Consider the following 24,560-nt stretch of genomic DNA (forward strand, 5'->3'; position numbering starts at 1 on the left):
ATTGTGGTTCATCAAGGCGTATTTGTTGTCGGGTTGATTGATGACAAGTTTGTCTTTTTTAGTTGCTTGTCTTTCTGTACGAGGCGCTCTGCTTTTTGTATGAGTCGATTGAGCTGTTGGTTCAGTTGATTATCCAAATCAGCACAATACAGTAACTCATCAAACCCCAACTTTTTCGCATAGTCTAACGACATCTTAACATTGTCTGTGATCAGTAAGCATTGGTCTTCGTGTCGCATCAGTGGCAGAAGCTTTTGTTGTGTGATGTGTGGGATGTGACCACCATTATCAAAGATCAAAGTAATCGTACCCGTGGTTCTTTTTGTTGGCACTTCAAAGTGATCCAGTAGACCTTCTAGGGTGGTGAAGTGTTCTATTTTGTTGGTACGGCTTTGCAGTAGGCCGAGTGCCTTTTGCAAGTCATGATCTTCTTGCCCGAATAACACAAGATCAAACAGCGTGTGGGTTGTGATGTCTTTTTCAGAGGGGCGTATACGGGCACGGATTGGGAGTGTAACGTTTATGTTGCGTGCTTTGTTCTGGTTATATATCTGAATTTCTCCCTTCATGTGATGAATAAGCTGGGTAAGGTAATATACCCCCATATCCACACTGGAGTTTGCTAATCCTACATGAGAAGGCAGCGGGAAAACGCTGAGTTCAAGCTGTGTAATGCCTTCTCGATTGACTTCACGGCGCGTGATATTCAGTGTCAGTGTTTGGTCGGTGAAGTGTTTGCATTCCTGTATTAAGCCTTCAATTAAGGATTGCAATACCCTCGTATGTTGTAAAATTTCAATATGATCTGTTTGTTGGGTATGCAATTCGATCACGGCACTGTTTTGGTCCAATCGTTGTGCGTTGTTATAGGCTTTATCAATAATGTGATCCAGCAATTCAGGATGGGTTTGTTTGGGGCCGATATCTTCTTTAATGGTGTTAATCAAATCAATGCGTTTAACAAGATCTTGTATGTTGTTATTGGCGACGAGACTGTCTTCAAGAATGTTTTTGCCTTCTTGGGTGACGGTCATTTTTTCAAAATGTGAGAGCGCACCATGGATGATATTATTTTGTCGACGTAATCGTGCTGAAACATCCGATAATAATTCAGTTTCCACCGTATCTGGGTAGGCCATATCGCGAGTAGATCGCTGTAACAAGGAAGACGTTTGAGCAATCATACCTGTGAAGTGAATCATCGCTTCGATAATGATGGTTACGGTTAGACCCCACTGTAAAAGCAGCAGGCTCGGGGCGATGCCGTAAACGGATAAGATCCAAGCGAAGTAGCCAATACACAAGGTAAGTCGTGCTGTTAAATAGTATCCAGAAAAAGGCACCTTGTAATTAAACGCCACGATAGCGTGAATCATTAAGATAATCAGCGTGGCGATCATCATCAGGGAAAGTGTCATGATGTGTATTTTTTCCGGTGCAATCATGAAGACAACAGCGAACAAAGCGTTGATTGAGCTAATGGCCAACAGCACTTTGTCAAGCTTCGGTAAGTAAGTGCGGTTATCCAGATAAAGTCTTGAAAAGAAGACAATGGCACACAAACACAAAAGAGCAGCCAAATTATAGATACGCTCTTGAACATGACGGTAGCTGGGGAAGAACTGTGCTACTTGATCGTGTATGGACAGGTGCAAGATCACAATACCGACCAGTAACGTACCGTACATAAGGTACATAGGGTGGGCGGTTCTGATAAAGAAAAAGACGTTGAAAATAAACAGAGTCAGTAACACGCCGATCAGTATACCGGTGAGCGTTAGGTTGCTTTGTGTGTCCTGGCTCCAAGTAGACAGTGTTTTGAGTTCAATTTGTGTGTTGATAGGTAAACTCGAGGAAAGTTTAACGTAGAGTGTAAACACCGGCGGCGTATTGGCTGGGATAGGAAAAATGTAGTTAGAGGCTTTGACAAGACGATTAGAGTAAGGGCGTGCGCTGCCTAACTCGGCCTGCACTTGGTTGTCGTACAAGCTTGGTAAATAAATGTCTAAGTACTGCAGTCTGTGTGAGTTGATTTCCAGTAAACTCGGTGTATTGCTCGTCGTGCGGATTGCAATGTCATTGCGCATCCAAATATTGCCTTTAACAAAGCCAAACTGTAAGTATTCTTTATTCAGTGGCCGGAATTGCTTGCTGTAGGCATCAGACATCACGTCTTTTAAAGTAAGTGTGCCTGTCTCATCAATAAAATAGTCACCATTTTGACCAATATTAATAGCATCGTGCGTATCATCCATGACAGATATCGTGTTTGAGCCCCAAGCAATATTGGAGGCGGTGAGCAAAAAGAGTAACATTAAACGAAGAATCAAAACGCTGGCCCAAAAAGTACTGCAAAGACAGTCATTATTAACTAGATAGGGGATTGAATGCTATATCCAATGTTGGTGGAACATTATGTTTGGTTTAGCTTATTGTTGCTCGGAGTGACTTGGTTTACTCGTCAATCGAAGCCCGCGACGCGAACCAATTTATTATACGGTTACGGTATGATTGCTGTGTTGGGTTTTGTGCTGGCGTTTGACTGGGTAGCGGGCATTATTTTCGGCCTTTTGGTTCTTGAGTTGGGTCGTGTGCTCAAAACATGGCTGAACAAAAAAGAAGCTGAGTTGAAAAAATAATAGGTTCAGATAGGGCCATTAATGCAAAGATAAAAGCCACTTCAATTTGAAGTGGCTTTTTTATGGGTTATTTCTGTTCGCGAGCAATGGCTCTATGGCCAATGTCGGTACGGAAATATACTTTATCCCACGATAAAGTTTTGATGACATCGTAGGCGCCGGCTTGTGCTTCAGCAACCGTGTCACCTAAAGAAACAGCGCAAAGCACGCGACCGCCATTGGTAACCACTTGACCGTCTTTTAGCGCGGTGCCTGCTTGAAATACTTTTTGGTGAGCAGGCAGTTTGGTGTTTAAACCGGAGATAACATCGCCTTTTGGATAGGTCGCAGGGTAGCCACCTGCAGCCAGAACCACACCCAAACTTGCACGTGGATCCCAATCGGCTTCCACGGTATCGAGTGTGCCGTTAATGGCAGCCAGACACATTTTGGCCAAGTCAGAGCGTAGACGCATCATAATCGGTTGGGTTTCTGGATCGCCAAAGCGGCAGTTGTATTCCAATGTTTTAGGCGTGCCATCGGCTGCTACCATCACACCCGCGTATAAGAAACCGCGGTAACGATTTCCTTCCGCGTTCATGCCTTTTACAGTAGGCATAATGACTTCATTCATGATGCGGTCGTGAATCTCTGGGGTGACAACAGGCGCTGGAGAGTAGGCCCCCATGCCACCGGTATTTGGGCCTAAGTCACCGTTATCGCGTGCTTTATGGTCTTGGCTGGTGGCCATGGGTAATACGGTTTCACCATCGACCATGCAGATAAAGCTGGCTTCTTCCCCAGTCAAAAACTCTTCGATGACAACGCGGCTACCGGCTTCCCCAAAGGCATTGCCTTGTAGCATGTCTTCAACGGCTTCGATGGCTTCTGCTTCCGTTTGCGCCAAAATCACGCCTTTACCTGCAGCAAGGCCGTCGGCTTTTACTACAATTGGTGCGCCTTGTTGCTTAATGTAAGCAACAGCTGGCGCGATTTCAGTGAAGTTGCCATAGGCCGCTGTTGGGATGTGATGGCGAGCCAAAAAATCTTTGGTGAACGCTTTCGAGCCTTCGAGCTGAGCCGCCGCGGCGCTCGGTCCAAAAATCGCTAAGCCTTCTTTTTCAAAGGCATCCACCACGCCGATGACAAGAGGGGCTTCAGGGCCAACAATGGTAAGGTCGATGGCTTCTGTTTTTGCAAAAGCAACCAAGGCCTCTATGTCTGTTACGCCGATATTGACGTTGGATACTTTATTTTCAGTTGCTGTACCTGCATTGCCTGGTGCAACAAAAACCTGTGCAACGTCAGCAGATTCAGCGGTTTTCCATGCTAAAGCGTGTTCACGCCCGCCGTTACCAATAATAAGCACTTTCATTGTTTGTTCTTCCTTTTGTCGCATCGCTGTTTAGTGGCGGAAATGACGCATACCGGTGAATACCATGGCCATGCCCGCTTCATCGGCTGCAGCAATGACTTCTTCATCACGCATTGAGCCACCGGGTTGGATTACAGCCGTAATACCAGCCGCAGCGGCTGCGTCGATACCATCTCGGAAAGGGAAAAAAGCATCTGACGCCATCACAGAACCTGGAACTTCTAGGCTCTCATCAGCGGCCTTAATACCGGCAATTTTTGCACTATAGACACGACTCATTTGGCCAGCGCCCACGCCGATGGTTTGCTCTGCTTTGGCATACACGATGGCGTTAGACTTAACAAATTTTGCGACTTTCCAAGCGAACAATAGGTCGTTTAATTCCGCTTCGCTTGGTTGGCGTTTAGAGACCACTTTTAAGTCGTCAAGTGTGATGTTGCCATCGTCTCGGTCTTGGACAAGTAATCCACCATTGACGCGCTTGTAATCTAATGCGGCAGGCTTGTCTGCTGACCATTGGCCGCACTCTAAAAGGCGAACATTTTGTTTGGTGGCGACGATGTCTGCAGCGTCATCGCTTACGCTAGGGGCAATAATGACTTCGACGAATTGGCGATCAACAATGGCTTGTGCGGTTTTTGCATCCAGTTCTTGGTTGAATGCGATAATGCCACCAAACGCCGATGTTGGGTCGGTTTTAAATGCAAGATCGTAGGCTTCGAGTTGTGATCCAGCGGTTGCGACACCACAAGGATTGGCGTGTTTAACAATCACACAAGCGGGCTTATCGAAACTTTTGACGCACTCTAGTGCTGCGTCTGTGTCCGCAATGTTGTTGTAAGAAAGAGCCTTGCCTTGACGTTGCTTGGCGGTACTAATAGAGGCTTCTTTCGGGTTAGCTTCCGTGTAAAAAGCCGCTCTTTGGTGTGGGTTCTCACCGTAGCGCATTTCTTCTTGCTTGTTGAATTGCAAGTTAAACGTACGCGCAAAGCTTTCACTGCCGCCGTCTACTTTTTTGCCTAAGAAGTTAGCAATCATACCGTCGTAATGGGCTGTATGCTCAAATGCCTGTACAGCAAGATCGAAGCGCTGGTCGTATGTTAAACCGCCTTCGGCTTTCAATGACGTGAGAAGAGCATCGTAGCTGTTTGGTGAAACGACAATAGCAACGTCTTTATGATTTTTCGCTGCTGAGCGAACCATGGTTGGACCGCCGATATCAATATTTTCGATCGCCATTGGCAGGTCACAGTCAGGACGTTCAATGGTGGCTTCAAAAGGATAAAGGTTGACAATAACCATGTCGATTTCATCAATGCCATGTTCTTTCATGATGGCACCGTCGATATCACGACGACCCAAAATACCGCCGTGAACTTTAGGGTGAAGTGTCTTCACTCGACCGTCCATCATTTCAGGAAAGCCTGTGTAGTCAGAGACTTCGGTTGCTTTCACATTGTTGTCTAGCAACAAACGGTAAGTACCGCCAGTTGAAAGAATCTCAACACCTTGAACGGTTAACTCGCGTGCAAAGTCGACAATGTCTGTTTTGTCTGACACGCTGATCAAAGCGCGTTTGATTGGGGTTATGGTATTTGGGTTTGCCATTATGGTTCTCGCAGTGAATGTAACATTTAATAAACAAGGGGAAGGAAAGACAAAAAAAGGGCGAAATCGCCCTTTTTCTTTGTACTTATAGCATACCGTATTGTTTCAACTTCTTGCGAAGTGTCCCTCGGTTTAAGCCAAGGATGGTGGATGCTTTGGTTTGGTTATCCTTTGTGTAGCTCATGACAGACTCGAGCAAAGGCGCCTCAACCTCGGCCAATACCAGCTGGTATAAGTCTGTAATTGGTTGCCCATCTAAATGAGCGAAGTAGTTTTGTAGGGCTTTTTCAACATTATCACGTAAGGGTTGTGACTGCTCTGAAGAAGCGGCTTGAAACGTATGTGTATGAGTTTGTTCTACCACAGAATGACCTTCTATTTTTAAAGCTAACCATTTGTTAATGCATACAATATCGATTAAACGAGTTACATCACTCCTCTAATGGATATTGATAACACTAGGTATAAGGTTTATTTGTCTACTGACAAACAAAAAATGCGTCCAATTCATCAAGCTGCTCTTGCGTATTATCAATACGATTAAACAGGCTGCGAAATTGACTTTTATCCGCTAACGTTTGTAAGTACCAACCCACGTGTTTACGAGCAATGCGCACCCCCAAATAATCACCATAAAACTGGTGTAGAGCGTGCACATGGGTCAGTACAAGTTGCCTTACCTCCAATAATGAGGGTGGGGCTAACAATTCATTTGTTTGTAAATAGTGATTGATTTCACGAAAAATCCATGGCCTTCCTTGTGCTGCGCGACCAATCATAATGCCATCGGCTTGAGTGTAATCTTTGACAAATTTTGCTGACTTGGCGTCTTTGATGTCCCCATTTGCAAAGATAGGGATCGTCAAATGCTGCTTAATTTCAGCGATGGTATCGTATTCAACGGCACCTTGGAATTTACACTCTCTTGTTCTGCCGTGAATGGCGAGAGCTTGAATGCCAATGTCTTGTGCCATCTTTGCGATGGAGAGGCCGTTTTTCTGGTCAAGACTCCACCCCGTACGAATTTTCAAAGTAACAGGTACCGAGACACTATTTACAACAGACTCCAGTATTTCACGAACCAATGCTTCGTCTTTGAGTAATGCCGATCCTGCCGCTTTATTGCAAACCTTCTTGGCGGGACACCCCATGTTGATATCAATGATTTGTGCACCAAGTTCGACGTTTTGCTGTGCCGCTTCCGCCATCATCTGAGGGTCACCGCCAGCAATTTGTACGGACCTTGGTGACACTTCTGCATCGTGAATTAAACGATGTCGACTTTTTGTTGAATTCCAAAGACGGACATCCGATGTCACCATCTCAGATACAACTAATCCTGCACCTTGATCATGGCAAAGACGGCGAAAAGGCAAATCTGTTACACCTGCCATAGGAGCAAGAATAACGGGTTTGTCAACGCGATATGGGCCAATAGCAAATGCCATGATTTTCCTGAATACTGGATTGAATGTTAAAGATCGTCGACAGTGTCGAGCGGGCGTGAATAATACCTAGGCAAGGCGTGTTTTTGAAGTCTTGACAGAGGAAAAACTGGCTGTTTTTTGTGCTTTTTTCATAGATAGTAAAAAAAGCACAGAAAACTAATAAGAGCGGGTGTCCGCAGGAAAGGCAATGAGTTGATGGGTGACGGCACGAGCGGCTGGGTCCTGAATGGGAATGACAAGATGGATAGGGGTGTTTGGTGGCATATAGGTGATGTCTAAGAAATCTTTATGCAAATAATTGTTGGGTGAAAATAGCCTGGCCGCTACGGGCAAACCATTGAGGTCAAAAAACTCCAGCGCAATTTTAGGCATAGCCTGAGAGAAATTGCTGGTATTTGTAATAATCGCGTTAACAAGTAGGGCATTAGGGATAGAGGGGTGGCTCTGTATTCGGACATGCTGAATAGACATCGCGCTCATGTCTTCAAATCTTGGTAGAGTGCAGCCGGTATAAGAACAAAACGACTGATAAATGGGTCGAAATGTTGCAGAGCGGCTGCCTTCGTCAAAGTAATGGGCACCCACTTGCACGGCAAACACCATGAGCCCCAGAAACGTGGCAATTAGCCAAGGCCAAGTTCGGGATGAATGGGCTGACGCGTCTGTTTCGTCCTCTAAAAGCGGCGCTAGACTTTGCTGGGCAGACAACTGCTCAAGGGCCGTATGCTGATGCGTTAGATCTGATGGTTGCGTGTTTTCGGCGGCACTTTGGGCTAATGAATGCAGTGCCGTCATGTAATCTGGTTCTTGTACAGGCGTTGCCTTTACGGGTTTCGATGCTGAGGCCAGTGCTGATGCTAACTCAGGAGAGGTTTCAGGTTGCTCTTTGTCAAAGGAGGAATTGTTGAGCGCTTTATTGGTGGACTGTGTGATTTGTGCCTTTGTCTTTGCTTTCTGGGAGGTCGGTGTTGCTGGCACTGAGCTTGTATTGACGGTTGTGGTTGCTTTAAGAGGGGATGCTGTCGCTTCGCTCAAGGCGGCCTCAACTTCCGCCAACTCAAGCTCCCAAGGCGCAAGTTCACTGGTTTTTTTACCGGTATCAGCGTTCGGCTTTATGCCAGTATTGTCAGCGGGCTTTTTTCGGTCAGCTGGGTCGAGGCTGGGTGTGTTCTGTGTTTTCGGCTGCGGCTGAAGATCGTCATCATCAAACAAGGTATCGAGCCAATCAGGGTTGACGACTTCACTGGCGGGTGAAAGAGGAGGCTCGTCGACCGGTGGTGTATTTGGTTTGATGGGGTCGTTTACCGGTTTTTCTAAGGCGTTGGGTGCAGGGGTGGTTTTTGTCTTTTTGGTCGTAGAGGGTGTGTTAGGGCGAGAAGGCTTCCCCGCATCAAAAATATGAAAGCACTGCCCACAGCGAACCTTTCCTTTGGCCATGTTCAACACCTCATCACTCACACGAAATGCAGTTGAACATTTTGGGCAGCGAGTGATTATGCTATTGGCCATATGAAATGATCTTCCTTCTTAGCTTGGGGCAGTGTATTAAATGTGTTCTTGGTGCCAAGTCTGTTGGGTGACATGGCACCTTATATGACAACAAGCATGTTAAGCCTGTTTGGTACCGACAATGCGTACCCATTCCTCTTTCTCGACAACGGACTCAATCGTAAACCATTCTTCATACGCTTCAATGACTTCTTGGGCCTGATTTGCCAAAATGCCCGACAAAGCCAGTTGTCCTTGTGGTTTTACGAGTGCGGAAATAGTCGGCGCTAGGTGTGCTAATGGCCCAGCAAGAATGTTCGCTACCACAATGTCAGCTTGTAAATCGGATTCGTAAGGGGGGAGTTTTACCTCTAATCGGCTTGGATCGATATTATTGCGCCCGGCATTAGCCTGAGTCGCCTGTACCGCTTGAGGGTCGATATCAATGCCTACCATGTTATTCGCACCGAGTAATAACCCTGCGATACCTAAAATGCCAGAACCACAGCCATAATCAATGATGGTTTTGTCTTTGCACTCTATGCTGTCTAGCCATTGTAAGCACAGTGCGGTTGTTGGATGCGTGCCCGTACCAAACGCAAGGCCAGGGTCAAGCATTAGGGTAATAGCATTTGGCTCTGGAACTTCACGCCAGCTTGGGCATACCCAGAGACGCTCACCAAATTGAATAGGGTGGTAACTGTCCATCCATTCTCTTTCCCAGTCTTTGTCTTCGAGGATTTCGATTTTCATATCGATGTCCACCTCACCCAGTGACGTCGCTTTATGTTCTACAACAGGACGAATTTGCTCAACGTCTGCGTCTGCTTCAAACAGGCCAGTAATCTTGGTGTTTTTCCAAAGTGGGGTGGTGTTCAGTTCGGGTTCATAAACAGGGTCGTCATGTACGTCTTCAAAGGTGACAACCAAAGCGCCACATTCGAGCAAGGTGTCCTCGAAGGCAGGAGCGTGGTCGGGTGTGGTATGAATACGAATTTGAAGCCAAGGCATAAAATGAAGTCCAACAATAAACAAACAAGAGAAAAAACGAAGATAGAATAGCGAAGCTTGGCGCTTGAGGCGAGAGGAAAATGATTACCCCTATCGATTTGAATCATCGTTAGGGGCAATGGCTCGGCGTTTATAGGCCGAGTTTTTTCTCTAGATAGTGGATATTAACCCCACCAACAATGAAGTTGGCGTCATTTACGAGCTCTTTTTGTAGCTCAATGTTGGTTTTTATACCATCTATGAAGGTTTCATCTAGCGCACCTGATAGGCGCTTCAATGCAGCAGTACGATCTGGAGCATGACAGATGATTTTTGCAATCATGGAGTCATAGGTCGGAGGAACGCTGTAACCACTGTAAAGGTGAGAGTCAACACGAACACCCATACCACCAGGTGCGTGGAAGTAATCCACTTTACCAGGACATGGCATAAAGGTCTTAGCGTCTTCTGCGTTGATGCGAGACTCAACAGCATGTCCGTTAAGTTTGATGTCTTCTTGTTTCAAAGACAAAGGCTGGCCGCTGGCAATGCGAAGTTGCTCTTTAACGATATCAACACCGGTTACCATTTCCGTTACCGGGTGTTCAACCTGAACACGTGTGTTCATTTCGATAAAGTAGAAATGACCATCTTCGTACAAGAATTCAAACGTACCGGCGCCGCGGTAATTGATCTTAATGCAGGCATCCACACAGGCTTTTAGACACGCTTGACGAGATGCTTCGTCCAGCATAGGAGCAGGTGCTTCTTCTAACACTTTTTGGTGACGACGTTGCAAGGAACAGTCGCGATCGTAAAGGTGAACGGCATTGCCTTGACCATCCGCTAGAACCTGTACTTCTACGTGACGCGGGTTTGTCAGGAATTTTTCCATATAAACCGTGCTGTCACCGAAGTAGGAGCCTGCTTCAGATTGAGTAACGCTGATCGATTTCAATAGGCTGCCTTCGTTGTGAACAACGCGCATACCACGACCACCACCGCCCGCTGCAGCTTTTACGATAACGGGAAAACCAATTTCGTGTGCGATGCGGATACATTCTTCTGGATCGCTCGGCACAGGACCATTTGAGCCTGGTACGGTTGGAACGCCTGCTTCTTTCATGGCTTTGATGGCAGACACTTTATCGCCCATTAGACGAATGGTTTCGGCTTTTGGGCCAATGAAAGTGAAGCCAGAACGTTCTACTTGTTCTGCAAAGTCTGCATTTTCTGCAAGAAAACCGTAGCCTGGATGGATGGCTGATGTATCGGTCAACTCGGCAGCGCTGATAATTGCAGGGATGTTCAAGTAGCTTTGCGCAGATGGGTTAGGGCCTATGCAGATGGACTCGTCTGCTAGACGCACATGGAGAAGGTCACGGTCAATTTTAGAATGTACCGCAACGGTTTTGATACCGAGTTCTTTACATGCGCGTAATATGCGCAGTGCAATTTCGCCTCGGTTAGCAATCAATACCTTATCGAGCATGATGAAACCTTTGCGTTAGATTAAAGGATGGTAATAAGAGGTTGGTCGAATTCAACAGGTTCGCCGTCTTCTACCAAGATAGCACCAATTGTGCCTGCTTTGTCTGCTTCGATCTGGTTCATCATCTTCATCGCTTCAACGATACAGATAGTGTCGCCCACGTTCACTTTTTGGCCAACTTCAACAAAAGGTTTCGCGCCTGGCGCAGAAGACTTGTAGTAGGTTCCGACCATAGGTGATTTAACAGAATGACCTGCAACAGCTGCGGGTGCTTCTGGCGCCGCAGTAGGTGCGCTTGGTGCAGCGGTAGGGGCAGCCATAACAGGTGCTGACATGACGGGTGCTTGAACAGGGGCACCGCCACGGCTGATACGGACTGCTTCTTCGCCTTCTTTGATTTCAATCTCATAAACGTTAGATTCTTCAAGAAGTTCGATTAGTTTTTTAATTTTACGAATGTCCATAGTTACTCTCTTCTGTCTGTGTTAATTGGTTCAGTGATTGCGACATTCACTGATTATTATAAATTGGGTACGACTTACCGTATTCGGTAAACGCAGCTTTTACAGTATGGGCTGTGAAAAGCAGTTGACTGGAAATTATCGGTAAAAAGCAGGATATTGTCCAGTTATGCTATAAAAAAACCAAAAAATGTTTGTGCAGTGTGTTTTTTGATCTCTTGTAAACTGCTTGTTGATTGCGTTTCATTCTGTACGCTATTGAGCAATGTGAGCCTGCAGTCGAGCCGTAAGAGTGGATCGACTCGGCTCCCCCATAAGGGTGAGTTTCTTGCGCTCTTTGCCGCTGTTATCAAGAAAAATAAGAGCCGGTGGACCAAACACATCAAACGCTTGCATTAATGCTTTGTTATCCGCGGTATTTTTTGTAACGTCAACACGAACCAGTTGGATTTTCTCAAGTGTCTCAAAGATCTCTGGTTCAAGAAACATCTCTTCTAATACCTTACAGCTCACGCACCAGTCCGCGTAAAAGTCCAGTACGATAGGACGCTCATCAGAGGCCGCAACAAAGCGATCGAGTTGCACCAGTGACGTGATAGTGGTTTCAAATAACGCGGCTTCAGAGGGTCCGTTACTGGCCGAAGGTGAAGAGAGTTTGTCCAGTGGTTGCAACGGTTTGCTGCTGCCCGTAACGGCTCCTACAAATTGCAATGTGGCAGTAATAAAAAGAATCAAGGCAAAAAACCACCTTACGGGGTGCGATGTGTCCTTAGTTGCGCGATGAAAAAAGAAACTGCTCACTGACAAGGCCAATATTGCCCATAAGAATAAGTGTGTTTCGCTGGGCAGCCAGCGGGTTAACAGCCACACGGCCATGGCCAAAAGGCCAAACCCCATCAGGACTTTAATGTCGTGTAACCATTCACCATTTTTGGGCAGAACTTTGGGGCCAAACAATCCAACTAATAATAGCGGGATACCCATACCGAGCGCCATAACAAACAACATCATGGCACCGTACCAAGCGTCGCCTTGCCCACCGATATACAGTAATGCGCCAGCGAGAGGCGCGGAGACGCAGGGTGAGACCACTAAGGTAGACAACACTCCAGTAATGAACACGCTGACACTGGATTGCCACGTGGAATCGCTCGATTCGTTAGACATCTGTAGACGTTGTTGCCAAGAGGAGGGTAGCCTTAATTCGTAAAGGCCGAACATCGCAAGCGCCAGCAAGACAAACAAAACGGCGCTGAAGGCCAACAAAATAGGATTTTGCAGTTGGGCTTGTAGATTTAATTGCGTACCAAAAACGCCCACTAAGCCGCCGATGGCGGCATAGGTGAGTGCCATACCTAAAACATACAGAACGCTGTAATAAAAAGCCCCTAAACGTGAATCTCTCGTGCCAACAACAATAGCACTGACAATCGGTACCATAGGAAGAACACAGGGCGTTAAAGACAGCAATAACCCCAGACCAAATACAATCATGAGGGTGGACCAAAGGTCATCTGATCCAAGTAAAAGGCTAACGGACTCCGCTTCGGATGGTGCCACGTCTGGCGTTGTTGCGTTCTTTGTATTTTGGGTTGTTACAGGCTTTGCCGCTTCTATTGCCTCGATGGATGTTGTATTTGATGAAAGTGTATTCAATGAAGGTGTATTGGATAAAGAAAGTGGCACGGTGAATTGAACCGGCAGTGTTTGAGGCGGGTAACATAATCCTTGATCCGCACAACCTTGATAGGATAATTGTGCACTGATCTGCGTGCCCGGCGGTAGCTTATCTGTGTATTGAATAGGAACAGAAAGCTGCTCTCTGTACACAACCACTTCGCCGTAATAAGGGTCTTGTTTTAATTCGCCATTAGGGAAAGACGTAAGATTGAGGTGTTGCGCATCTGGGCCTGATAAAGAAAGTTGTGATTGGTATAAGTAGTAGCCAGGTTCTATGATCCAAGAGACGGTCACTTGACCTTCTTTGGGGTCGGAAAGGGTCGGTTTAAAGACTTGCTCTGCAGGCAAAAAGTCAGGTTGTGAAAAAGCGGAGGTCGCCCCAAATGTGAATGCAAAAGAGGTTGCTTGAAACATTAAAAGGAACAAGAACAAAAATAGGCGCATAAATCATCTTCAAGTCAGTAAAATTCGCAGCGAAGCAAGAGGTGTTGGTTTCACTGTGTCGAAAGGAACGTGTAGACTACCAACCCACTGTAATATTGCCAATCACAAGGGGGCAAATTGGTTATCTATCGGTTTACTTTTCTATTTTTTGCACTTTGTTTGGCGGGTTGTCAGGAAAATGTAAGGTCTTCCCAGTCTGTTGAAACGCGCACGGAGTCATCTGCCACGACGGCGGATCAACAAACAAGTACAGAACGCTCTGACGACACGGCTTCTGCTAAAAATACGAATACTCGCAAAAACAGAGTCAATAAACTGACCGAATCTGAAAAAATCACCTTGCGCTTACTTGGTCAAGGCGAAAGCGCCTTGTTGGCACAACGTTTACTGACGCCTGCAGAGGATAATGCAAACCTGTATTTTCAAGCCGCGTTGGGTCGTGATCCTGGTAATTTTAGAGCCATACAGGGAATTACCGCGATTGTTGACCGATATACCCAGTGGGCATGGCAAGCAGCTCAAGGCCGGAATTATCAAGCAGCAGAGCGATATTTAGACTCTGCTCGCTCAGTGAACCCAGAAGACCCTGCGGTGACGGAAATGTCGGGGCGTATAAAAGATTTAATGCAACGAAGAGCTGAGTCGGTAACCGCAGCAAAAATAACGTCTGGCAATAATGCGTCAACGAACGCCGTTGAAGCGGACTCATTCTTTTTGCCTAAAAGTCTGTTTCGTCAGTCCGAAGAAGAGATAATTGCTGACATTCAGCCTATTATCGATAAAGTATCTAGCACCAAACAGACAATTGCCATTTATTGGCCGAATGATAAAGAGGCACGTTTGATTTATCAGATTATTAATAGTCGAGTGACCGAGTTTCGAGTCCGCGCCATGATTTTTCATCGTGCCGACTACGCAGTCAAAATGGTTAATGAATAAAATATAACGGGATTAAGGTAGGTAAAAATGTCGCGGTTAACAAATAAGTTACAAGGTGTGATACCAAAGGTGAACCTTTCTGGTATGGGAAAAGGCGTCGCCATCGTTATTTTGGCTTTACTGGTCATATTGAGTGTGCTCGGAATGTATTGGAGTAACGAGCCGGATGCTTTTGATGTGGTGGCGTCTGCGAAAGAGAAGGCGGCTTCTCAAGGGTATCTTAACAACAGTAAAAAGCTAGCGGCAGGTTACACCACCGCCAGTACTCTGCACACTATGGTGGAAACCTTACTGGAAAAACCGGGTGGCTTTATTACCAATGACATCATGCCCCCAGGTTTGATAATGGATAATATGCCCGCCTGGGAGTTTGGTGTGTTAGTGCAGTCTCGTGATTTAGCGCGTGCTTTTCGTAAAGAATTCAGCCGTTCTCAGTCGCAGTCCACAGAAGATGTGAACTTAAAAATTGCTGAGCCACAGTTCAATTTTGACACCAAAAGCTGGGCGTTACCATCAAGTGAAAGCGAATACCGCCGTGGTAACAAAGAGTTGATGGCTTACCTTGATCGCTTGGCAGGCGCATCAGACAGTAAAGCGCAATTTTATGCACGAGCGGATAACCTGTCGGACTGGTTGTCAGATGTAAGCACCCGTTTAGGAAGCTTGTCGCAGCGCTTGTCTGCCAGTGTGATTGACGAAAGTGCACAAATTGATACGGATGAGAACAATCGCTATGTTCGTACGCCTTGGTCAAAAATAGACGATGTGTTTTATGAAGCAAGAGGAACCAGTTGGGCGCTTGTGCATATCTTACGTGCTGTGGAGGTAGACTTTTATAATATCCTACAAGACAAAAATGCTTTGGTTAGTTTGCGTCAAATTATTCGTGAACTAGAAGCCACGCAGACCAGTGTTTGGTCTCCGTTTATCTTAAATGGTAGCGGTTTTGGTCTGTTAGCCAATCATTCATTGGTAATGGCTTCTTATGTCGCACGTGCGAACACGGCCATCATTGATCTACGTCGTTTGCTAGAACAAGGTTAAACGATCCTGTGACAAACCCGCTAGGCCCAGTAGTTGTTCGCCTGTCAGAAATAGACGATGTGCCCGCACTGTTGGATATCTTCCAGCAGTGTGAAGCAGAGGCAGCTCCAGCCACAAACAGTGCTGATCATGACAAAGGTATTTGTCTTCTTGATGTGTTGGACTGGCAAGAGAGTAGCTCAGCACGACACCCTCTGCTGGTGGTTGAGCGTCAGGGTGAAGTCATTGCTTGGTGTGCACTGGAGCCTTTTTACGGTTTACCCGCCTTCGATCTTGCTCTAGAGATCAGTCTTTACGTCATGCCAGCTTGGCAGGGGTGTGGGGTTGGGCAAGCTGTTTTTCGCTATATTGTGGCCCATCGTGATGAGATTGTGTTCACTCATTTGGTCGCTTATGTCTACGCGAGCAATGTGAATAGTCGAACTTTCTTTTCTCGTCAGGGGTTTGAGCAATGGGGGCGACTGCCACGCATTGCTCGTCATCAAGGTGTGCAAGAGGATGTATTACTGTTGGGGCGAATATTTTAAGCTTTTCGCCGCTTTCCAATTAGCCTGCTACATAGGGTCAAATACAGAACCAGAGCTGGGTACGAAGAGTTTATTGTACATGCGACTGGCATAGTCATCCGTCATGGACGCCATGTAATCACAAATGATGCGTAAGCCACTATGGCCTTGTTCCTGATTTCTTCGCCATTCAGCGGCAATGTCCTGAGGTAACAGACGCTCAGGGTCAGCAGAGTAGGCTTCAAACATTTCTAACAGCATTTGTTGGCCCTTATAAACTAGCATTTGCACCTCTGGTCGCTGAATAATATGTTCCATCTCAAATTGTTTCAGCAGTGATAACGCTTGTTGTTGAGCAATGGGCAACGTCACCTGATAATCCAACAATGGGTGCTCAAATTGCGCTTTCTTCGTCACTTGGCAAGAAGTGATGAACCAACTCACCAGGCTGCCAATGGCTTCTTTGCGCAAATGACTTTGGCGACTAAACAGTTGTGTGCGTAGGGTGTTTAAATTTTCGTTCAGAAAAGGTGTATCAATGGCGGCAAGCTCAGGTTCAAGATGAGTGAGCCAAGTCTCTTTTGTGACCATGCCAAGCACGACGGCGTCTTCTAAATCATGAACGCCATAGGCAATGTCATCAGCAAGATCCATAATGCTGGTATCAAAACTGGCGTGTTGTGCTTTCGCATGCCTACTATGATGAGTCTTAATGGTTTCTTGTAGTGCTTGCTTATCCGAAGCAGAGAAGGGAGTCAGTACCCAGTCCAGCAAGGCTTGTTCTTCCTGGTAAACGCATTTCGGCGGTGCCCAGTCAGACGCTTTTAACTGTCGAAAACTGGTTAAATCGGCCGGGTAGTGACCCACAACCTGGTTGTTTGTGACGGGGTATTTCAGTATGCCTAACAGGGTACGCCGCGTGACGTCCATACCAAAGGTCGGAGAGTAAGAGCCTCGTTTACCAAGAATGCGCAGTGACTGAGCATTGCCTTCAAACCCACCGTGAGAACGCATCATATAATTGAGCGCCACCTCCCCACCGTGCCCAAAGGGAGGATGACCAATATCATGGCTTAAGCAAACGGTTTCAATGAGAGCGTCATCGGCAAGCCAATCTTGGAACGCCGCGTCGACTGGATTGCTGTGTTTTAGCTGATGGGCGATGCCGCTGCCAATTTGTGCCACTTCTAAAGAGTGAGTGAGACGAGTGCGGCTGTAGTCATTTTGGCGAATGGCAAGGATCTGCGTTTTAGATTGTAAGCGGCGAAAGGCGGCGCTGTGAATAATGCGTGCGCGATCTCGTTGATAGGGAGTTCGGTAATCGTTTTGTCTGGATGCTTTGGGGCCGGATTGTCTTTCGTGCCAAGTGGACATGGAATAAGGTGTGGTGGTCATGTCTAACGTCCGTAAAATGAATAATTCTCAGTCTTTCATGAAAACACGATATAGGTCAATGATAGACCAAAAACCCTTGTGCATAATGCGATCTACTATAAGGAACCTTTATGCTCAATACACAACATCTTACGACCTTTAAAGTATTAGTAGAAACAGGCAGTTTTACTAAAACAGCCCAGCGACTGGGTTTAACACAGCCTGCTGTGAGCCAGCATATCCAGAAGCTAGAAAGAGGCTTGAACGAACCCTTGCTTGTCAGACACGGCCGGACAACTGTCATTACGTCGGCGGGTAAATTACTTTTACGCCACATAGAAGAGTTAGAGGGGTGTTACTGCGGTTTTAAAGAAGCATGGCAGGATTTTCTACAAAGTGAGAAAACGACGTTAGACGCTTAAATAACGGTGGCTTAGATAGGCTAATAAAAAGTTAACATACGAAAAAAGTGGCGTCAGTCTGCCACTTTAGATTCAGTGCTTATTCTTGACTGGTTGAGATCAAATTTCCTACGTGTAAACCACATTCTTTGTGGGCAGATTCTTCCCACCACCAGCGACCTTCACGTTCATGTTGATTTGGCAGCGTTGGTCTTGTGCAAGGTTCACAGCCAATACTAACAAAGCCCTTTGCGTGCAACTCGTTATAAGGCACATCAAACATTTTTATGTAATTCCAGACATCCTCCGATGTCCAGTTGGCCAACGGGTTAAATTTAATAAGAGGGTGCGTTTCTGTGCCGAAGGTCGAGTCTTGTTCGGCAACGGCCAGTACGTTTCTTGTACCAGGGCTTTGGTCTTTACGTTGACCGGTTACCCAAGCATCAAGCGTGGCCAGCTTGCGTTTTAGGGGTTGTACTTTACGGATGCCGCAGCATTCTTGATGACCGTCATCAAGAAAGCTAAACAACCCTTTTTGGCGAGTAAAGCCCTCTAAAGCGTCGCGATCCGGCGATAAAATATCCATATTGAGTTGGTAGTGTTTGCGAATCTTTTCAATAAATTGGTAGGTTTCTGGGTGTAGTCGCCCTGTATCAAGCGAGAAAACTTGGACGTTTTTATTGGCTTTGACCGCCATGTCGATCAGCACCACATCTTCAGCACCGCTAAATGATAAGGCGATGTTATCAAAGGCGCTCATGGCATTGTGTATAATACGTTGAGGGTTGTTTTCTTGCTGGAGACGAATAAAGGAATCAACATCAAAAGTGGACATAACAGGAAATACCAAGGTCTGAATTACGTTGTCTTTACCATAGCAACTTGTTGTTGAAATGGAAAAGACGAAAGCGCGCTAACCTTATAATGGATCTTGCAAAGGTTTGTTGATGTGCTCTGCAAGTGTTTGATAAAAGCCGTATAAAATACCGGCAGTCACACCCCAGATGCGAATGCCATGGTATTCGATCTCAAGGAAGCTGCGTGTGATGGCCCCCACTTTTTTTTCTGTGAAGCAGTAATTGCTGGGCGTCAGTAAATAACGCAATGGGATCCAGTGAACGGAATGCACTTCATCTTCACACAGACAAAGTTCTCTTCTTGTCGTCATTTCCGCGACAATGGGTTTCACGCAATAACCCGAGATAGTGCAGTACTCACCAAGTTCACCAAGTAGGTCAAAGCAGTCAGGCGACAACCCAACTTCTTCCAATGTTTCACGTAATGCGGTGTATTCCATACTGGCGTCTTCAGGGTCGTGCTTGCCGCCAGGAAACGCCATTTGACCTGGATGGTTGCGCATGTGTAGAGCGCGTTGAGTAAACAAGACAAACAACTCTTGGCTTTTAGGCTCACGCCAAATAGGAATCAACACCGCTGCTGATTGGTATTGGGTATCGTTGTCGTCCGAAAGTCGGTTTTCGTCCGGGTTGTGGATTTGTTGCACATAGGGCGTTCGATCTAACGCGGTGCGAATGTCATCCAAATCCAAATAAATAGGTGGAGCATTTAGAAACTGCTCAATGTCAGACATGGTTCGGCCTATTTCAAAAAGTCTTGTTCTAGAGTATGTGTCAATTTACCCACCTTGGTAAAGGTTTCTTGGTATTCTTCTTGGCATTTTGAGTCTGCAACCAGCCCGCCTCCTGCCCAACAATGCAGATTGCCTTGGTCGGCCACGAGTGTTCGGATGGTGATACTGGAGTCCATTTGCCCGTTGGCGCTGAAGTAAGCGATGGATCCGCAATAAACTGAACGCTGATGTGGCTCCAGTTCATCAATGATTTCCATGGCGCGAATCTTGGGTGCTCCTGTAATAGAGCCGCCAGGGAAACTTTGGTGAAACACCTTAATTGCCTGATCTGCTTGATCAATGCGACCTTCCACTGTCGACACAAGATGATGAACATTGGCATAGCTTTCTAGTGCGAACAGCTTCGGTACCTTGATACTGCCTGTTAGGCAGGTGCGCCCTAGGTCATTTCTGAGTAAATCCACAATCATAAGGTTTTCTGCACGATCCTTGGTGGAATTCAGGAGTTGATTGGCGTTCGCTTGATCTTCCTCTGGCGTCTTGCCACGCGCAATGGTGCCTTTGATGGGTTTGGATTCCATTCGTCCCTGGTCGCACAATAAAAAACGTTCCGGCGAATGGCTTAGCAGGCTTTGTTCCGGTGATAGCTGCAAATACGCCGCAAAAGGCGTAGGGCAGGCCTCACGCAAACGCTGGTAAGCAGTGAATGTGTCCCCTTCATAGGTACTGGAAAAGCGTTGCGCCAAGTTGACTTGATAACAGTCGCCCGATTGAATGTAATCTTGCACTGCGGCGAATTTTTCCGCGTATGCATGTTCAGTGGTGTTTGATACAAAAGGGCTTGTTAAGCGAAAGGCTTGGTGATGGTGTAAATGATGTTTGACTAAAACATCGTCGCACGCACTGGTAAAACGATTAATTAGGTCAGCCGCAACATCACCATCACACCAAGGAGAGAGAATCAGTTTGGTCGTCTTATCCTGATGAGAGGTGACCACCGCCCATGAATACAGACCTAAGCTTAGGGTATCCAGCGCAATATCGTGTTTCACCGTATCAGGCAGTTGTTCAATATAATGACCCCCTTCATAAGTGTAATAGCCGAGCAAGCCACCAATAAAAGGCAGATTTTTAGGGGCGTTTTTTGCCCAAGGCTCTTGGCAAATTAAGCTCATAAGCTCACTAAGAAGCGTCATTGGGTTGTCAGTATAAGATAAGGTGTATAGAGGCTTGGTTAACCAGGTAATGGGTTGGTCACCCTTATTTGGATGAATTCTAGCCAAAGGGTCAGCGACCAGAATGTCATAACAAGTGTCTTGAAAGTGCGCGTGATTGCTGTCGAGTAAAGCAGGGTAAGGCAGGTCTCGTACTGCCGAGAAAAAGGACAACAACGACGATTGGTAAGGCAATTTTACTTGTTCGACTTCTGACATTTTAAATAAATACCTAGTAACATAGAATTTCACATGACAAGGACGCTTTGCCTACCTTGCAAACATAAAAAATAAAGCCATTTAGCTAATAGCAAACATTGTATTCTTTTAATAAGGCTCCTCACAGGTTAATTACAAGTGTCTGACGTATTTTTTCTTACTTTACCCAATGCGGACATTGCGTACCGCCTTTACGAAAACACCCACGCAGTCACCGATCGAGTGTGTTTATTGTTGCATGGTGCCGGTGTGGCAGGGGAAATCACTTATTCGCCGATGCTGCCTTATTTTACCCAATGGCGATGGATGTTGGTGCCCGATTTAAAAGGCATGGGAGAATCTTTTCATCGGCCGGGACACGAAGCCGCGGTGAGTATTGACGAGTTGACCGATGAAGTCGCCGCGTTGTTAGCCCATCTTCAGTGGGAAGATTTTGATGTAGTGGCTTACTCATTAGGCGGGCTTGTTGCGCTCAACTTAAATCGACAGCGTCGTTTACAGGGTAAGCCTGCGGTGAAGTTAGCACTGTTGGAGCCGGCGTCTTTAGATCGGGAAGACGTCAGTGATTTAATGACGGTACGCCAAAAATACCGACAAGCTTCGCAACTGATTCGAGATACTGGGGATGTGGAGTTGGGGGTCGCTAATTTTATGGACGGTGTATCGCCCAATCGACGTAAGCACCCTGTGGCAGAAGCCACCACACAATCTCGTTTGGCCCATCGTCCCTTTGGTTTTGCGTATGCGCTGGACGCCGTGACCGACTACGTGGAAGAAATGGCGAAACAGCCTGTACTGCGCCAAGCCATGATCGAGGCTTCTGAAGAGGTTTTTTTGTTTTCTGGTGCGTTAAGTCATGAGGCATTAAAACAACATTACGATCTATTGAGTGAGCAACAGGCAAACTGGCAGCACGCCTCTTTAAGCGCGTGCGATCACTCTTTGCCTTTTCAAAAGCCAAGACAAATTGCTCACCATATTAACAAATGGTTTTCAGTCGTGTAGTTTTACTAGGTCACTAAAAAAACAAACAAGGAGGTTTGTTTATGACTCATCAAGCGGGGTTCTCCCTCTTAGAACTGATGTGCGTTTTGGCGGTTATCAGCCTATTGGCATACATCGGTGCTACGCCAATATTGGCATTAGGTCAGCACAATCAAGATAAAAGTACGCTCAATATGGCTCGGCAGCAGTTGGCCGATGCCCTTACTCAGGCGCGTCAACTGGCCGTAGTGAGTGGTCAAGCCAGTTATGTGTGCGGTGGTACCGGCTGTGATGGTGATTGGTCATCGGGTATCAGTGCTCATCAAACAATGGCGTCGGGCGACATCGTCAACCCGTTTCTACAACATCGCTTTGCTTCTTCGATAAACATGGTGTGGTCAGGCTTTCCAGTGCAAAAAACGTTTATTGTGTTTGAGCATCACGGTTTGTCGGGTTATCAGAATGGTACCTTTGAGTTTTGCCTAGGCGACCTTCAAGCGGATCTTGTGTTAAATCAAAACGGTCGATTTTACACCACACCGCTGAAGCAAAAAGAGCAGGAGGCTTGTCAATGAAAGCGCGCCTTCCTGCTACTTTTTATTCACATCAAGGTGGCTGGGTCATGATCGAGATGATGCTGTGTCTGGTCTTGTTTTCCGTGGTGTTGCACCTTGCCCAACAACAGTCCAAAAGTCATTGGCAAACGATTCAATTGTCACATCATCAGCAAAGAATCGCTATAAACAAAGACAAGCAAAGCGCCATGGCAAATCTTACGCACTCGTCCTTTTGGCGATCAGTCAATGGCACATATGCTATAGAAAAAAAGGCTTACCCTAATTGTGTCGTGTGTCGAGGAGATTCCTTAAAGCAATGGTTTTCTGCGTCTCTCTATGGGGTGTATGATGGGGTAGATGATGCCTCTGACAGTGTATTTCCTGTTGTATCGACGATGGATCAGGAGGAAACACCATGAGGCTGAGTGCGTCTTTGAAAGGAAGTCTGTTGCTGGAAGTGTTGGTGGTGTGTTTATTGATTGCGTTGTTTTTGCCTTTTTTGGTTTCCGCTTTGGCGAATGTGCAAAACCGTCATCTTTTAGCACAGCAATACCAAAATCAATTTGCTCTTCAGTCCGCCATAGAGACCCACTTTCAAGCTCAATGGACACGCCTTCTTCCTGCGGGTTGTTCTCTAGATGAGCGTGCATCGATTACCATTCAGTCGGGTTCGATACCGCCTGATAGATTGGCTTCTCGTCGGGTGTTTTCCGAATCAGATTGGTTGTATGGAGAAAGTTATGGGTTGTGCCAAGGATCATTCACAGTGACGGAAAATCCCCAACAAGAGATAGCATTGGCGTGTCATTGGAAGGAAGGTGAGACAGCGCGCTTTATAACGTGTCGTGACCATTACCTTGGACAAATTATCGATATTAACAGCCGTGGCAATGTAAGTGACATAATGTTTGAGAGTGATGATGTCATTGGGCAGTCCGGTATCTTGGCCAGCCAAGATGGTTTTTATTGGTATTTATCGCCGGGTAAAGATGGCAGCCGTGCATTTTGGCGAACCCCTGCCATTAAGGGCAATTCCAGAGAGTTATTTAAAAATATTGAGCGCTTAGCGATATTTCCACTGCTGGACTTAGACGGCGATGGCGCTGTTGACGCGTTAGCAACAGAATACGGCGAATTTTCGTTAGAGCAGGTGCGCGCCTTGTGGGTTGAGTATCAATATCGTCTGAGCGATTGTCGTGAGAGCTTGAGTGATCAAGCAGCGCAGGAATACGTGTCGATGCGTGGGGATCAATGGATCTATCGGTCTCCTTGTCAACATGTTGGCAATCAAATTATCAACTTACAGCCGTGATCTGATGTGAGTGAACAGGTCGATTTATTACGACAGCGAACAAGGATGTAGCAAATGCACTATAACAACATCAAGACAGCGCAGTCTGGCTGGGTTTCTTTGCCGATTATTGGTCTTTTATTGGCCGTGGCAAGTATATCAAGTCATTATCAAGAGACGCTCATGGCGTCGTATCAGTGGCGGGGTAAGTTAAAAGCCGCACAAGAGGAACAGCGTTTCTGGACAGGGTTTGAGCAGACGTTTGTGTTGTCTGCCAATTTTTCTCAGGCGTTTTCCAGTCAATGTGCCGGGTTTTGTGATTTGAGTTCTGCTCAATACGGTCTGCAAGAGCAAATATGGCAGGGAGCCAGTGATCAGCCATTGATTTTTTACCAATGGCACACGTTTACAGAAACAGAGCAGAGGGTGTCCCATCGGCTGTGTGCGTCACAAAATCAGCGGCAATATCGTTGCTGGTGGTGGCGTGATGAGCAAGTCGTCGCAACAGGGTGGGTTACTGCTGGGAGTGAAAGGCTTTAAGGTGCTCATTGCTGCAAAAGGCGCGCGCTTCTTGATCGTGAACGGCGTGAGACCGCGGTACAAAGGTGCCACAATGTTCACATCGAACCATGGGTTCTTGCTGGTCTGGTTTGGTTTTAGCGTTGCCCGTTTGGCTCTGTGATTTTTTAGCTGGCGCTTGGCTGTGCTTAAAAGCAACAAACTGACGATATAACCACCAACCAATTGAGAAAATAGCAACAAAAACGATCAAACGTACAATCATATACTTTACCTAGCTTAGGGAATTCCAGACAATAACAGGCATATTCTAACAG

The 24,560-nt window shown here is 46.4% G+C and carries 25 protein-coding genes; 10 read left to right on the forward strand and 15 right to left on the reverse strand.

Going from position 1 to position 24,560, the window contains the following annotated elements; translation table 11 throughout:
• Window positions 1-11: 11 nt before the first annotated feature.
• Entirely contained in the window at window positions 12-2,255 is a 2,244-nt protein-coding gene (locus LG368_RS05330; RefSeq protein WP_226753703.1) for a 7TMR-DISM family protein, read from the reverse strand.
• A 132-nt stretch (window positions 2,256-2,387) separates the two neighbouring features.
• Between LG368_RS05330 and LG368_RS05335 the strand changes: the two genes are divergently transcribed.
• On the forward strand, window positions 2,388-2,639 hold the full coding sequence (locus LG368_RS05335) for a hypothetical protein (protein ID WP_226753704.1): 252 nt from the start codon (window positions 2,388-2,390) through the stop codon (window positions 2,637-2,639).
• A gap of 67 nt (window positions 2,640-2,706) precedes the next feature.
• On the opposite strand, the gene purD is transcribed toward LG368_RS05335, so the two are convergent.
• The 9 genes from purD to dsbD form a co-directional block, all read right to left on the reverse strand.
• The gene (gene purD, locus LG368_RS05340) at window positions 2,707-3,993 is read right to left on the reverse strand and encodes a phosphoribosylamine--glycine ligase (RefSeq protein ID WP_226753705.1); all 1,287 of its coding nucleotides are present in this window, start codon (window positions 3,991-3,993) and stop codon (window positions 2,707-2,709) included.
• Between the two features lie 30 nt (window positions 3,994-4,023).
• Window positions 4,024-5,601 carry a bifunctional phosphoribosylaminoimidazolecarboxamide formyltransferase/IMP cyclohydrolase gene (gene purH / locus LG368_RS05345; RefSeq protein WP_226753706.1) on the reverse strand — a complete coding sequence of 526 codons (1,578 nt, stop codon included), beginning with the start codon at window positions 5,599-5,601 and terminating at the stop codon, window positions 4,024-4,026.
• Between the two features lie 85 nt (window positions 5,602-5,686).
• Window positions 5,687-5,965, reverse strand: coding sequence for a DNA-binding transcriptional regulator Fis (fis, locus tag LG368_RS05350; RefSeq protein WP_148835335.1), 279 nt, complete (start codon window positions 5,963-5,965; stop codon window positions 5,687-5,689).
• Between the two features lie 115 nt (window positions 5,966-6,080).
• Complete coding sequence (dusB, locus tag LG368_RS05355; RefSeq protein WP_226753707.1) at window positions 6,081-7,049, reverse strand: tRNA dihydrouridine synthase DusB; 969 nt, start codon at window positions 7,047-7,049, stop codon at window positions 6,081-6,083.
• Between the two features lie 156 nt (window positions 7,050-7,205).
• Window positions 7,206-8,558 carry a zinc-ribbon and DUF3426 domain-containing protein gene (locus tag LG368_RS05360; RefSeq protein WP_226753708.1) on the reverse strand — a complete coding sequence of 451 codons (1,353 nt, stop codon included), beginning with the start codon at window positions 8,556-8,558 and terminating at the stop codon, window positions 7,206-7,208.
• A 99-nt stretch (window positions 8,559-8,657) separates the two neighbouring features.
• Window positions 8,658-9,548 (reverse strand): 50S ribosomal protein L11 methyltransferase, encoded by an 891-nt coding sequence (gene prmA / locus LG368_RS05365; RefSeq protein WP_226753709.1) that lies wholly within the window; start codon window positions 9,546-9,548, stop codon window positions 8,658-8,660.
• Window positions 9,549-9,678: 130 nt separating this feature from the next.
• Window positions 9,679-11,019, reverse strand: a complete 1,341-nt coding sequence (gene accC, locus LG368_RS05370) for an acetyl-CoA carboxylase biotin carboxylase subunit (RefSeq protein ID WP_226753710.1) — start codon at window positions 11,017-11,019, stop codon at window positions 9,679-9,681.
• A 20-nt stretch (window positions 11,020-11,039) separates the two neighbouring features.
• Window positions 11,040-11,483 carry an acetyl-CoA carboxylase biotin carboxyl carrier protein gene (accB, locus tag LG368_RS05375; protein WP_226753711.1) on the reverse strand — a complete coding sequence of 148 codons (444 nt, stop codon included), beginning with the start codon at window positions 11,481-11,483 and terminating at the stop codon, window positions 11,040-11,042.
• A gap of 252 nt (window positions 11,484-11,735) precedes the next feature.
• Window positions 11,736-13,604, reverse strand: a complete 1,869-nt coding sequence (gene dsbD, locus LG368_RS05380; RefSeq protein WP_226753712.1) for a protein-disulfide reductase DsbD — start codon at window positions 13,602-13,604, stop codon at window positions 11,736-11,738.
• A 117-nt stretch (window positions 13,605-13,721) separates the two neighbouring features.
• Between dsbD and LG368_RS05385 the strand changes: the two genes are divergently transcribed.
• Genes LG368_RS05385 through LG368_RS05395 form a run of 3 tightly spaced genes read left to right on the forward strand, consistent with a single transcriptional unit; the run spans window position 13,722 to window position 16,114 of the window.
• Window positions 13,722-14,543 carry a hypothetical protein gene (locus LG368_RS05385; RefSeq protein ID WP_226753713.1) on the forward strand — a complete coding sequence of 274 codons (822 nt, stop codon included), beginning with the start codon at window positions 13,722-13,724 and terminating at the stop codon, window positions 14,541-14,543.
• Window positions 14,544-14,570: 27 nt separating this feature from the next.
• Window positions 14,571-15,587, forward strand: coding sequence for a DUF2333 family protein (locus LG368_RS05390; protein WP_226753714.1), 1,017 nt, complete (start codon window positions 14,571-14,573; stop codon window positions 15,585-15,587).
• An 8-nt stretch (window positions 15,588-15,595) separates the two neighbouring features.
• Window positions 15,596-16,114: a GNAT family N-acetyltransferase gene (locus tag LG368_RS05395; protein WP_226753715.1), complete on the forward strand. Its 519-nt coding sequence runs from the start codon at window positions 15,596-15,598 to the stop codon at window positions 16,112-16,114.
• 27 nt (window positions 16,115-16,141) lie between these two features.
• Here the strand turns inward: LG368_RS05395 and LG368_RS05400 are convergent, their stop codons facing one another.
• The gene (locus tag LG368_RS05400; RefSeq protein WP_226753716.1) at window positions 16,142-17,488 is read right to left on the reverse strand and encodes an anti-phage deoxyguanosine triphosphatase; all 1,347 of its coding nucleotides are present in this window, start codon (window positions 17,486-17,488) and stop codon (window positions 16,142-16,144) included.
• A gap of 110 nt (window positions 17,489-17,598) precedes the next feature.
• On the opposite strand from LG368_RS05400, the gene LG368_RS05405 reads away from it, so the two are divergent.
• The gene (locus tag LG368_RS05405) at window positions 17,599-17,889 is read left to right on the forward strand and encodes a LysR family transcriptional regulator (protein ID WP_226753717.1); all 291 of its coding nucleotides are present in this window, start codon (window positions 17,599-17,601) and stop codon (window positions 17,887-17,889) included.
• A gap of 79 nt (window positions 17,890-17,968) precedes the next feature.
• Here LG368_RS05405 and LG368_RS05410 read toward each other — a convergent pair whose 3' ends face one another.
• From LG368_RS05410 to pabB, 3 genes are all read right to left on the reverse strand, one after another.
• Complete coding sequence (locus LG368_RS05410) at window positions 17,969-18,703, reverse strand: phosphoadenylyl-sulfate reductase (protein WP_226753718.1); 735 nt, start codon at window positions 18,701-18,703, stop codon at window positions 17,969-17,971.
• Between the two features lie 84 nt (window positions 18,704-18,787).
• Window positions 18,788-19,459 (reverse strand): NUDIX hydrolase, encoded by a 672-nt coding sequence (locus LG368_RS05415; protein WP_226753719.1) that lies wholly within the window; start codon window positions 19,457-19,459, stop codon window positions 18,788-18,790.
• Window positions 19,460-19,467: 8 nt separating this feature from the next.
• Entirely contained in the window at window positions 19,468-20,892 is a 1,425-nt protein-coding gene (gene pabB / locus LG368_RS05420; RefSeq protein ID WP_226753720.1) for an aminodeoxychorismate synthase component I, read from the reverse strand.
• Between the two features lie 138 nt (window positions 20,893-21,030).
• On the opposite strand from pabB, the gene LG368_RS05425 reads away from it, so the two are divergent.
• The 5 genes from LG368_RS05425 to LG368_RS05445 are packed head-to-tail and all read left to right on the forward strand — an operon-like array spanning window position 21,031 to window position 24,264.
• Window positions 21,031-21,897, forward strand: coding sequence for an alpha/beta fold hydrolase (locus tag LG368_RS05425; protein ID WP_226753721.1), 867 nt, complete (start codon window positions 21,031-21,033; stop codon window positions 21,895-21,897).
• Window positions 21,898-21,938: 41 nt separating this feature from the next.
• On the forward strand, window positions 21,939-22,451 hold the full coding sequence (locus tag LG368_RS05430; protein WP_226753722.1) for a GspH/FimT family pseudopilin: 513 nt from the start codon (window positions 21,939-21,941) through the stop codon (window positions 22,449-22,451).
• On the forward strand, window positions 22,448-22,852 hold the full coding sequence (locus LG368_RS05435) for a hypothetical protein (protein ID WP_226753723.1): 405 nt from the start codon (window positions 22,448-22,450) through the stop codon (window positions 22,850-22,852). The genes LG368_RS05430 and LG368_RS05435 overlap by 4 nt, the downstream gene beginning before the upstream one ends.
• Window positions 22,849-23,745: a hypothetical protein gene (locus tag LG368_RS05440; RefSeq protein ID WP_226753724.1), complete on the forward strand. Its 897-nt coding sequence runs from the start codon at window positions 22,849-22,851 to the stop codon at window positions 23,743-23,745. The genes LG368_RS05435 and LG368_RS05440 overlap by 4 nt, the downstream gene beginning before the upstream one ends.
• A gap of 54 nt (window positions 23,746-23,799) precedes the next feature.
• Window positions 23,800-24,264, forward strand: a complete 465-nt coding sequence (locus LG368_RS05445) for a hypothetical protein (RefSeq protein WP_226753725.1) — start codon at window positions 23,800-23,802, stop codon at window positions 24,262-24,264.
• Here the strand turns inward: LG368_RS05445 and LG368_RS05450 are convergent.
• The gene (locus tag LG368_RS05450) at window positions 24,239-24,508 is read right to left on the reverse strand and encodes a PP0621 family protein (RefSeq protein ID WP_226753726.1); all 270 of its coding nucleotides are present in this window, start codon (window positions 24,506-24,508) and stop codon (window positions 24,239-24,241) included. The genes LG368_RS05445 and LG368_RS05450 overlap by 26 nt on opposite strands.
• Between the last annotated feature and the right edge of the window lie 52 nt (window positions 24,509-24,560).

Source organism: Marinomonas algarum, from assembly GCF_020532605.1.
Lineage (GTDB): Bacteria > Pseudomonadota > Gammaproteobacteria > Pseudomonadales > Marinomonadaceae > Marinomonas > Marinomonas algarum.